We start from the raw sequence: 11,401 nt of genomic DNA, 5'->3' as shown, positions 1-11,401 counted from the left end.
AAAACGTCCCTTTCGACAAATGCAGAAAGGGACGTTTTTTTGATGAATGGTTTATCAGAAATCATTCTGGATCGGCTGCTTGGTGCTTTTTCATCCATTGAGGCAATGCGGCACTGATTTGTGTCGGCAACACGACATAGTGCTCTTTTGCCAAGGCTTCGCCAATCAGGCTATGGAGATAGACAGCCGCGTGGATCGTTTCCTCTGTTTTTTCAAACTGTGCCAAAAAGCTGGTAATCATGCCTGCCAGCGTATCACCCATCCCACCAGTCGCCATTGCGGGTGTTCCTAGGGGATTTTGGGCGATGCTGCTACCGTAAATTTGCGTGCGATGGCTTTTTAAGACCACCAGACTTCCGAGTTTTTGTTGGGCTTGCTGATTGTTTTCTTCGGTCTGGTCGGCAATTGCCAGTCCGCTGAGCCGTTGCCATTCCATCTGATGCGGCGTGAAGACGACTTGTTCAGGAAAGGGGATGATCAGCGGATATTTGGCAGCCAAATTGATCGCCGAACCATCGATCACCAACCATTGGTGTTCTTTTTGGGCAGAAACGATCCGCTGCAGCAGATCAAAATTGCTTTTTCCTTCTCCTAATCCGGGACCAATCAGTAGGACGTCCGCCGATTCGGTGACCGTATCGATCAGTTCTGTTTGCTGCCAATCGACAAACATCGCTTCAGGCAAGCGGGCGTGCAGGGCGGTTCGGTTGACGCCATCGGAGATCACAGTGGTCAAACCAGTTCCCCCATATACACAGGCTTGCGCCGCCATTAAGATCGCCCCACCGAATTGGCGGTTGCCCCCTACTAAAACGGCCCGGCCAAAGGTACCTTTGTGGCTTTTTGTCGGGCGCTGTTGGATCACTTGGGATAAAATCGCAGAATCAAGTTGCTCCATGCAATGACTCCTTTCGTTAATCAAAATCGAGTTATATTTATTATACCTGTTTCCTAGAAATTTCATAGAAAAGACCCATGGAAAAAGGCGCAATTTTTTTTCCTTTTTTGGTTTAAGAGTGTTATCATAAATAGCGAGAACAGAAATGGAGGGAACACTATGACAATCGATTGGAAAAAAGAGGTCGAAGCCCGCAAAGACGATTTGCTGAACGACTTGATTGATCTATTGAAAGTGAAAAGTGAAAGAGAAGATGATAAAGTGACTGCGGACGCGCCATTTGGTCCTGGACCTCGTGATGCGTTGCTACACATGCTAGCTTATGGCGAACGTGATGGCTTCACAGTCAAAAACGTCGATAATTACGCTGGTCACATCGAATTTGGTGAAGGAGACGAAACATTAGGGATCTTCGGTCACATGGATGTTGTTCCTGCAGGTGACGGCTGGTCAACCGATCCTTATGATCCAGTCATCAATGACAACAAAATCTATGCTCGTGGTTCTTCTGATGATAAAGGTCCTTCAATGGCCGCCTATTATGGGATGAAAATCATTAAAGAATTGGGCTTGCCATTATCGAAAAAAATCCGTTTTGTCGTTGGTTCTGATGAAGAAAGCGGCTGGGCAGATATGGATTACTACTTTGAGCATGAAGAAAAGCCTGATTTTGGCTTCTCGCCAGATGCCAATTTCCCAATCATCAATGGAGAAAAAGGAAATGTGACATTAGGGATCCATTTCCAAGGCAACAATGAAGGAGACTTCACGCTGCAAAGCTTCACTGCTGGCTTGCGAGAAAATATGGTACCAGGAACGGCAACGGCAAGCTTCATTGCTCCATCAACAGAAGAAGCATTAGCGATCGAAAAAGCCTTTTTCGATTACGTTGAAGCCAATCCAGTGACGGGCACAATTGAAACAGAAAATGAACAAGTGACGATCGAATTAGTCGGTAAAGGTGCCCATGGTGCCAGCCCACAATCAGGAATCAATGCGGGAACCTTCTTAGCTGTCTTCTTAGATAACTATGCCTTTGGCGGCGGCGCAAAACAATTCATCCATGCAGCAGCAGCCTATGTCCATGAAGATTTCTACGGTGAAAAATTAGGTGTGGCGTACGAAGACGAAAAAATGGGTAAATTAACTATGAATGCTGGCTTGTTTGCTTTTAAAGCGAACCAAGCAGGAACGCAAGCAGACAACTTTATCGCCTTGAACTTCCGTTATCCTAAAGGGGTAACTGCGGAAGGACTTGAAATCGGTGTGGAACGCACCGTCGGTATGGAAGGGGCCACCGTTACTCGCAATGACCGCAACATGGAACCTCACTACGTGCCAGCAGATGATCCATTGGTAGAAACTTTATTGGCGGTTTATGAAGAACATACCGGCGAAAAAGGCTTTGAACAAATCATCGGCGGCGGCACATACGGCCGTCTATTGAAACGCGGCGTTGCCTATGGCGCAATGTTCCCAGGCTATGTTGATACCATGCACCAAGCCAATGAATTCATGAGCTTGGATGACCTATTCAACGCAGCGGTGATCTATGCAGATGCTATCTACCGTTTGGCGAAATAAAGAGACATTGATACCGTCTATTCTTTTTTAGCGGAGTCGATTTATTGATACTTAGATGAATAGAGGCAATAAAGGAATAGCAGTACGACTGATTGTTTTAATCATTGTCGTACTGTTATTTTATTACTTTAGAAAATAAATATTTTATTTTCGTTGGGTTATTTTATTATTGACATCAAATCATCCGAATGATTTACTTTTTGTAAGGAGTTGAAAAGTGATGCCTGATTTGGTGAAATTTATTTTGGTTATTCTGGCGATTTGGGTGGTTTATCAAATATTTACGACGGTTTTATTTACCCTTTCCCAAAAAGCAGTTGCCAAACGAATCAAAAGCGGGAAGATGTCTGATCAGCAATTGGCGAATTTGTACCACGCTGTAGCACGAGCAAATCAAGGAAGCAATTTCCAAGCGATTTTCTCTTATGGGCTCTTTTACCGCAGCCATGCAAAGCAAAGTGATGCGGTCTATGAACTGTATCGCGCGGAAATGGCGAAAAGAAATCTGCTGTAACCAACTGTGAAGCAGCTGCTTTCGAGAATATTGCTCGAAGTAGCAAAAAAGCCTAGGTCCTGTACAACAAGTGCAGAACCTAGGCTTTTTGGGTATTTACTCGGCAGCAAGCTGTGACAGATAAACACAGCTCTTTGATTCAGCTATTTCTTGTCTTTGTTGCTTTTTTGATCCATGCCGGCACCGATCGCTACACCTAGTGCGATGCCTAAACCCATGCCTAATGCCAGGTTGTCAAAAAACAGCATCCCAAATGCAGCACCTAAGGCCATTCCGACACCGATCCCCAATCCCATATTGTTAGAAGCGGCTTCTTTTTCTTCAGACGTTTGCGGCGGTTTTTTCGTCATTGTGAAAAACCCCTTTCTTTTTAGTATAGAGGGGTTTTGTTTTGATGACAAACATTCGAACTGCTGCTCAGTGATTTTCATGAGGAGAGAGCAGCCGCTTGGTACAGTAAACGGGGGTGGGGACCATTGGTCTATCTTCCGCCGGGCAAATAGTTACGCTCGGGGTTGTAGCGGCGAATAATCTTATTTTCAGCAAGTACGTGCTCATAATAATAAACAGGCGCATCCTTAGTCTCTAGTCGAAAAACAAAGACGAGCGGAACCTTTAAGACGGAATAGCGCGCGGGGATCGCAATATATGATTTTTGATTGCGCTCCATCGTCAGTGCGAATTCATCAAACAAAAGCGCCACTGGTGTGGGAAAGTTTACCAATTCATAATAGTGTTTTTCAAATGCATAGGTTTCTTGTTTTGCATAAGCAATTTTTGCAGCTGGCATACGCATTCACCTCACTTGAATTATACGAACATTTGTTCTGCTTGTAAAGTGGAAAATCGCCAGACGAGGAAAAAGGGGATGCGTTCTCTATGAAAAAGATGTTTTGCTAACAAGAAATTTGCTACACTAGAGAAAAGAAGGAATCAAAAAGGAGCAGATACCATGGATTATGAACGCTTTGCACGATTACAGGCACGCTTTACCGATGAAAAACTGCTGACCAATGAAGGGGTCTATCGGTTGCGCTTGTCAGGGAAGGCGCAGTTCGAACTAGCCTTTATCAAAACCGGACCCTGTGGCGAGTCTGTCTACCAGCCGCTGATCAAGGGCACTTTTGCTGAAAAAGAAGCAATCCCTACCTATTTGCTGGATCTTGCGGCGCAGCCTATGACGCAAATCAGTCAGCGAACCTCCGAAAATGAAGCAGTGTTAGATAAAGCGTTAGTAGCATTAATGGAAAAATGTGAGCAGGCAGTTGCCGTCAACGAAGCCGCACAAGAAGCCGCACGTTAATTAGCGCGACAAAGATACAAGAGCAGCCTGAACCTGATTTTTTACACCAAGCAAAAAAACGATCCTGACAAGATTCCTTGCCAAAGATCGTTTTTTATTTTCCCGTGGTGATTAGTGTCCTCATTCGCCGAAGTGGTCTGAGAAGCCTTGTTGCTTCATAAAGGCAGCGACATCTGGACGTCGCGGTTCACGGAAAAATTCCGTCATTTTCGTTTGCCAATTGGTTTGCTGTTGATTGCTGCTGCGCTGTGCATAATAGGCTTCCGTCGTTTGGTTGTACTGGGCTGTTTGCTCCTGCGTCAGCGGTTGATACTGATCGACACTTACGATCGCTTCTTGAGGCAAGCGGACTTTCGGCTCATTTCTATGTTGCGGATAACCGATCGTCAAGCCGAATAACGGAAACGTCAATTTTGGTAAGCCGACAAGTTCTGCGATACGAGGCAAATCATTGCGGATGCCGCCGATGTAGCAAATTCCTAAGTCTTGTGCTTCAGCATATGCTACCATATTTTGGGCAGCGATCGTCGTATCAACGACAGACACAATAAACGGTTCCATCGTGGTTAAGTGGGTATCCGGCAACCCTGCTTGGGTCAGCAGCTGCTGATGCTTATGTAAGTCGGCGACAAAAAGATAGAAGACCCCCGTTCGAGTGATGTAATTTGGGGCACCGGCAATTTTTTCGATAGCAGCCAGTTTTTCAGGATCACTGACCTCAATGATCGAATAAGCTTGAACAAAGTTCGAACTGGAACCACTTTGGGCAACCGTCACTAATTTTTGCTTGAGTTCCTTTGATAGTGGCCGGGGTTGAAAATCTCTGACAGAGCTGTGGCGGGTAAAAGTATCAAAAAGATCCATCGTTTTTCCTCCTGTAACGTACAAATTTCTTTTTTCTTTAGTGTAACAGAAAAAAAGGAATGGGAACAAAAAGAATGTTTTCAAAAAATTTTCAAATTGATGTTTTATAGTTGCCAAGCACAACAGTTTCCGTTATGATAATGATACATTCTTATTATTATTCCTTAGGGGAGTAACCGGTGGCGCAAGCTGCGATAATATCAACAGTAAGTAAGCTGGCGACAGCTTTCTGGTATTATTTGAAATGGTGAGACCTAAGACAAGCGTATACTTGTCTTAGGTCTCTTTTTTTCTAGCAGAGTGCCTAAGGAAAATAAAATTAAAAGGGGCAAAAAAATTGGCGAAAGAAATGTATCAAAAAGAAATCTCGGAAATTATGGCAGAGGTCCAGAGCAGTCCAGAGGGGTTGACGCAGCAAGAGGCAGCCAAGCGGTTAGAAAATGGCCTGAACCAGCTGAAGGAAGCACCTAAGAAATCAAGCTTTGCCTTATTCTTAGATACCTTCAAAGATGCGATGGTGATCGTCTTGTTGATTGTGGCAATCATCCAAATGGTTATGGGTGCACACGTTGAGTCCATCGTTATCTTCGCAGTACTCTTGTTGAATTCCGTCGTCAGTGTGATACAAACGAAAAAAGCCGAAGGATCGTTAGACGCTTTGAAAAGCTTGTCAGCACCAGATGCTAACGTCATTCGGGATGGCAAAGAACAAAGTGTGCTGGCGAAAGAATTGGTTGTCGGCGATATCGTTATTTTAGAAGCTGGGGACTATGTACCAGCAGATGGTCGATTGATTGAAGAGGGTTCTTTGAAGGTCGATGAAGGAATGCTGACTGGGGAATCAACGCCAGCGGAAAAAGAATTAGGTGTGATCGATCGTACCGCACCGATCGGCGACCGTGACAACATGGTCTTCAGTGGAACGATCGTCACTTATGGGCGTGGTCGGTTTATCGTAACCGCGACTGGTAATGTGACGGAAATCGGTCAAGTGGCTGGCTTATTGGAAAGTACGGTTGAACACAAAACGCCATTGCAACGAGGATTGGACAGCTTCAGTAAAAAACTGAGCTTGGCGATCTTGGTCCTTTCATTGATTATTTTAGGGGTTCAAGTAGCACGGTTGTTCTTAGGTGACGGAACAGGTGATATGACGGAAGACTTAGTCAACGCCTTTATGTTTGCGGTAGCCGTAGCCGTAGCAGCGATTCCAGAAGCATTGCAATCGATCGTGACGATCGTCCTTTCGATCGGAACAAAACAAATGGCGAAGCGTCATGCCATCATTCGAAAACTACCGGCGGTTGAAACATTGGGTTCAACGAGTATCGTTTGTACAGATAAGACAGGGACCTTGACCCAAAACAAAATGACCGTTGTTGACTACTATTTACCAAATGGACAAACGGGCACGTTCCCCGATGAGCCAACTACCTGGACATTGCCTGAAAAACGCTTGGTAGAAATCAGTGTCTTGGCAAATGATGCTGCCATCAGTGAAGATGGGGCGAAGCTAGGAGACCCTACTGAAATTGCTTTTCTGGATTACAGTGAGAAACTAAATCAGCCTTATCGGGCAATTCGTCAACAGTTTCCTCGTTTGCAAGAATTGCCTTTCGATTCTGATCGTAAATTGATGTCCACCTTACATGAGATCGATGGCGAACATTTGTTGTTGACCAAAGGTGGTCCAGACATCGTCTTTGGCCGCAGTACCAAAGTCTTGATCGATGATCAAGTCGTGCCTTTAACAGATGAAATCAGAAATAAATTGCAGCATCAAAACGAAGAATTCTCAAAACGGGCATTACGGGTCTTGGCGTTTGCTTACCGTCCATTGACCGATGCCCAATCACGAGAATTGACACTTGAGGATGAAAACGAGCTGATTTTGGTTGGTTTGATGGCAATGATCGATCCTCCTCGTAAAGAAGTCAAACAAGCCGTAGCAGATGCCAAATCTGCCGGTATCAAAACAGTGATGATCACAGGGGACCACAAAACGACAGCCGTGGCGATCGCACAAGAGATCGGTATTTCAGCTGAGGGCGACTTAGCCTTGACTGGTACGGAATTGGATGCTCTTTCTGAAACCGAACTAGCGGATCAATTAGACAAAATCACAGTTTATGCTCGTGTTTCGCCGGAAAACAAAATCCGTATCGTGCGGGCTTGGCAAGACAAAGGCAAGATCTCTGCCATGACCGGAGATGGAGTCAATGATGCACCCGCCTTGAAACAAGCGGATATCGGGATCGCAATGGGAACCGGAACGGACGTTGCCAAAGATGCAGCGGCGATGGTCTTGACGGATGATAACTTTGCCTCGATCATTCGTGCCGTAGAAGTTGGCCGAAACGTCTTTGACAACATCAAAAAAGCCATTTCGTATTTGTTTGCTGGAAACTTAGGTGCGATCATTGCGATCGTCTTTGCCTTAGTGATGGGTTGGGACAATCCATTTACTGCCTTGCAGCTACTCTTTATCAACTTAGTCAACGACTCATTACCAGCAATTGCTCTGGGAATGGAAAAAGCCGAACCAACCATCATGCAACGTCAGCCTAGAGATCCAAATGCAGGTATCTTCACTGGAAAAACTTTGATCTCAGTAACGTATCGCGGTATTTTGATTGCCGCTGTCGTGATTTTGGCACAATGGTTAGGGATGAGCCAATCACCTGAGTTAGGTGTAGCGATGGCCTTCTCAACACTTATCTGGAGCCGGACATTGCAAACATTGCCAGCACGCTCAAATACCGAGACTGCTTGGCAAGCTGGCCTTTTTGCCAATAAAATGGTGTGGTTGGCGATCGTCGTTTGTGGTGGACTATACAGCATTACCTTGATTCCTGGCATCCGTGAAGTCTTTGCGATTCCAGCAACCTTCACTTTAGGACATGTCGGTCTATGTATCGCAATGGCTGCTGTGGCAGTTGTTTTGATGGAAATCACAAAACTGATTATTATTGCCGTTCAAAAACGTCAAGGAAACGCCTAAAGCAAAAAACGTATCGATCCTTTGATCGATACGTTTTTTTGTCGTTTCTCCTCACTGCTTAGTTGATTTTTTTCAGCTGACTGATTTGGGCAGCGACTTGCTTCAAGAAGGCTTCTTGACCAGCCGGCTGTTCTTGGCTGTAAAGGTAGGCTTCGTATTGCTGCGTCAAGCGGATAAAATCACCATGAAACAGTGGATAGAATGCTTCGAGTCGTTGGGCATAATCAATCAACGGCTCCGCCTCGTTACGGTACAAAACTTTCGTCGTTTGCCTTAAAAACAAAGGATAGGCAGCAACTAGTGGCTGTTTGTTAAAGCGGCAGATCAACCATAAATGAATACGGAAAAACGAATGGCGGAAATAGAAAAGCAGGCCAAGTCCTAGGAGAGCTAAGCCTCCAAAGAAGCCATTACGCAGCGTTTGTTTCAGCTCCTCAGTCAACCAAACATCATCGGTAACCGCGGCTGTTGCAGAACTGCTGGTCGTGGTTTCACTACTTTCTGTTTCCGTGCTGCTCGTTGGTGTTGTCTCGCTGCTAGCGGTCGGCGTTTCTTCGGAGCTAGTAGATTCTTGCGTCAACACGGGACGATCAGGATTTTGGAAACTAGGTGTCGGTTCAAAAGGCACCCAACCGTATCCGTCAAAGTAGACTTCCACCCACGAGTGGGCATTCAAGTTGCGGACAGTATAAGTAGTGATGCCGTTTTCTGTCACGGGGGATCCAGGAGAAAAGCCTTTTGCCCAGCGAGCAGGGATCTCTAAACTCCGTAGTAGAACGACCATTGCCGTGGAAAAATTGTCGCAGTAGCCGACTTGTGATTCAAATAAAAATTGATCAACGTAATCTTGCTCTTCTGCAGGCACGACGGCATCGGTTTTGGAATAGCGGAATACGAGCGGATCTTTCAAATAGCTTTCAATTGCGGTGACTCGGTCAAACAGACTGTTGCTGTCAGTGGTGATCTCAGCGGCGAGATCTCGTACCCGCTGCGGCAAAGAATCGGGTAATTGGATATAATCGATCGGAGAATCCGGATAGATCAAAGGCAGATTTTGAAGATTTTCTGCGGAAAAATCTGGATGGTCCCAATCGAGGGTCAAGGCCGTGTCTGGTAGCGAATCAATCAAATCGACCCGTTGAATAGCGTCGCTGATTTGAAAGCCACGCGCGCCGCTTTCAAGGGATAACCTACTGCGGCCATAGGGCAATGGCACATAGTCTCCATGGTTTTGGAATTGGATCCGCACTTGTTCATTCTCAGGATAGGTTTGTTGATAGCTCTGGTCAGCGATGGTGACATCGTCTGCTTCCAAGCGAACGTCTTCGCGGCTCGTACTGATCCAGCCTTTACCAGAATAAAAGTCTTTGCTTTCCACCCGCCAGTAATGCGGGGTTTCTTGTTGCGCTTCAAATAAAATCGTCGCATCATCAAGTAGTGGTCCGCCTAATTGACGATCATTTTCACTGAAACCCGTGCGAGAACCAGTGGGGGTGCCATGTTCTTCAATAAATTGATAAAAACCCAGCTGATTCAGATTTGTCCGTATAGGCGTGGAACGGGCTGCCAACTGATCCCGCACGCTCGTCTGCGGCAAGTAGACAGCAGTGACGGCTAAGCCACCAATCAATAGCATCACGCCGAACCAGGGGGCGATCGTTTGACTGGATTGAAAGGCGCTGCGCTGGATCATGGAAGAAGCCAGCGCGCAAAGAAAAATACCGATCAAATGCCACGTCAAATCAAATTGATTAAAAATCACGACTGTCAGCAAGTAGCCGATCATGGTACCGTAAATCAAGAAAAAGCGTTGATAAGCAATCGGTAAGATCGCTAAAAACAAGACCCAACTAACGATCAATGTCACCGCCGCCAGTTCGGTGATATAGCCGACTTCACCACTGAGGATCTCTTGAAAGGCACGGTGCAGGTCTAGCCAAAAACGCAGTAGCCAATCAAAAGAAAAGGCAGTCCCATAAGGAAAGATCCGATACAAGACGATCAGCCAAGCGGCTGCCAGCAAAGGCAAACTGTAACGGACTTTCGGCACGATGGTCAAAATCAAACAGACACTAAAGGCATAAGTTAAAAGGGTGAACTGATTGCCAAGGTCATAGACTGCGATAAACGGCAAGATCACCAGTGATAGACTGAGAAAGGTCAAAAGACCAATCAGTGCTTTCTTAATAAATCTCATCCTACCACCTCCTCAAGTTCATTCAACTGCCTCATTAAATCAGCGTAGGTAAACACTTGGCAGCTGTTTTTTGCTTCCAACTGACTGAGGTAGTTTTCCAGTTGTGGGGTGAAAACCGGGGTAATGAAGATAAGATGGCTGCCAGTCAAGAGCGGTACCCCTTCAGGAACTTTCTCGAAGGGAAGGATCTGGGCATAGGCAGCGGCATCCGTTTGGTAAGGGGAAGTCAATCCGTCACCAATCAAGAGCGGCTGAAAAAGTCGTTGATTTTGTGAGAAATGGTGGATCGAATAAAACAGTGTCAAGGTCTCTTCAAAAGCAGGATGATCTTCTCCCCAAAAGAGCAGAAAGATGTCTTGTTCTTCTTCGTATTCTCGTTCGCGATAGATCAATTCCTGTTGTTTGCTGGATAATTTCCAATCGATATTTTTTAATGAATCCCCTAACTGGTATTGACGGAACTGTCGAATAGAAAAATTGGGTTCCCCGTGGGTTTGGCTGCGGACTTTCTGTTTAAAAAATGGCAATAGGGCAACGGCTTCTAGCTTCAATTTCGGTAGGATCAAAATCGATTGTTTCGCACCTGCAGCGTAGCTTTTTTCAAAAAAGCCAAAGAGATCATGGCTGTACAATTGAACGGGCAATTCTTCATAGCTGCCGCGCTCCTTTGGGGTCCAAGGCAGATGGAGCCGAATCAGATTGCCTCGATAAAAGGCGCTGTGATGACTATTCTTGAAACGATCGTCAAACTGCAAGGTGAAATCGACCAGCGGCAGCAGCGTCGGGCGATACTTGAAGACTTGCAGCGGTAAGGTGATCGCTGTCTGTGTTTCAGCTTGGATCGATTCTTCTAAAACGATTTGGACCTTCTTGAGGGAGGGCAGCAAGAATACTGCGTCAAGCAACAATAACAGAGTCAGTAAAAACCAGAGGCTCCAACCGGCATTATTATTAAAGATCACACAGTAAGCCAGCAGCAAAAAATAGGCAGCGCTAAACAACAGGAGGCGCAGCACGCGTTCAAGCTTTTTTTTCTTCAT

Annotated in this window: 10 protein-coding genes; 4 read left to right on the top strand and 6 right to left on the bottom strand. The window is 45.7% G+C overall.

Annotated features, from left to right (window positions below; all coding sequences use genetic code 11):
* Nucleotides 1-61: 61 nt before the first annotated feature.
* Nucleotides 62-898 carry an NAD(P)H-hydrate dehydratase gene (locus IGJ01_RS11590; protein ID WP_430601100.1) on the bottom strand — a complete coding sequence of 279 codons (837 nt, stop codon included), beginning with the start codon at nt 896-898 and terminating at the stop codon, nt 62-64.
* A 159-nt stretch (nt 899-1,057) separates the two neighbouring features.
* Here IGJ01_RS11590 and pepV point away from each other — a divergent pair, with 159 nt between their 5' ends.
* On the top strand, nt 1,058-2,482 hold the full coding sequence (pepV, locus tag IGJ01_RS11585; RefSeq protein WP_008378990.1) for a dipeptidase PepV: 1,425 nt from the start codon (nt 1,058-1,060) through the stop codon (nt 2,480-2,482).
* 220 nt (nt 2,483-2,702) lie between these two features.
* The gene (locus IGJ01_RS11580) at nt 2,703-2,996 is read left to right on the top strand and encodes a hypothetical protein (RefSeq protein WP_016613595.1); all 294 of its coding nucleotides are present in this window, start codon (nt 2,703-2,705) and stop codon (nt 2,994-2,996) included.
* 143 nt (nt 2,997-3,139) lie between these two features.
* Here the strand turns inward: IGJ01_RS11580 and IGJ01_RS11575 are convergent, their stop codons facing one another.
* Nucleotides 3,140-3,346: a hypothetical protein gene (locus tag IGJ01_RS11575; RefSeq protein WP_008378986.1), complete on the bottom strand. Its 207-nt coding sequence runs from the start codon at nt 3,344-3,346 to the stop codon at nt 3,140-3,142.
* A gap of 131 nt (nt 3,347-3,477) precedes the next feature.
* Complete coding sequence (locus IGJ01_RS11570; protein WP_008378984.1) at nt 3,478-3,786, bottom strand: DUF5960 family protein; 309 nt, start codon at nt 3,784-3,786, stop codon at nt 3,478-3,480.
* A gap of 162 nt (nt 3,787-3,948) precedes the next feature.
* On the opposite strand from IGJ01_RS11570, the gene IGJ01_RS11565 reads away from it, so the two are divergent.
* Nucleotides 3,949-4,299, top strand: coding sequence for a hypothetical protein (locus tag IGJ01_RS11565; RefSeq protein WP_429960607.1), 351 nt, complete (start codon nt 3,949-3,951; stop codon nt 4,297-4,299).
* A 120-nt stretch (nt 4,300-4,419) separates the two neighbouring features.
* Here the strand turns inward: IGJ01_RS11565 and IGJ01_RS11560 are convergent, their stop codons facing one another.
* Nucleotides 4,420-5,163 carry an NADPH-dependent oxidoreductase gene (locus IGJ01_RS11560; protein ID WP_008378980.1) on the bottom strand — a complete coding sequence of 248 codons (744 nt, stop codon included), beginning with the start codon at nt 5,161-5,163 and terminating at the stop codon, nt 4,420-4,422.
* 349 nt (nt 5,164-5,512) lie between these two features.
* Between IGJ01_RS11560 and IGJ01_RS11555 the strand changes: the two genes are divergently transcribed.
* The gene (locus tag IGJ01_RS11555) at nt 5,513-8,164 is read left to right on the top strand and encodes a cation-translocating P-type ATPase (RefSeq protein WP_016613591.1); all 2,652 of its coding nucleotides are present in this window, start codon (nt 5,513-5,515) and stop codon (nt 8,162-8,164) included.
* Nucleotides 8,165-8,222: 58 nt separating this feature from the next.
* Here IGJ01_RS11555 and IGJ01_RS11550 read toward each other — a convergent pair whose 3' ends face one another.
* Together IGJ01_RS11550 and IGJ01_RS11545 are read right to left on the bottom strand one after the other, a co-directional pair.
* Nucleotides 8,223-10,361, bottom strand: coding sequence for a transglutaminase-like domain-containing protein (locus tag IGJ01_RS11550; protein WP_244732192.1), 2,139 nt, complete (start codon nt 10,359-10,361; stop codon nt 8,223-8,225).
* Nucleotides 10,358-11,401, bottom strand: a complete 1,044-nt coding sequence (locus IGJ01_RS11545; protein ID WP_244732191.1) for a DUF58 domain-containing protein — start codon at nt 11,399-11,401, stop codon at nt 10,358-10,360. The genes IGJ01_RS11550 and IGJ01_RS11545 overlap by 4 nt, the downstream gene beginning before the upstream one ends.

It is taken from the genome of Enterococcus sp. AZ089, assembly GCF_050547225.1.
GTDB lineage: Bacteria > Bacillota > Bacilli > Lactobacillales > Enterococcaceae > Enterococcus_D > Enterococcus_D entomosocium.
Note: the sequence above shows the minus strand (reverse complement) of the source record. Positions and strands in the feature narration are given on the sequence as shown.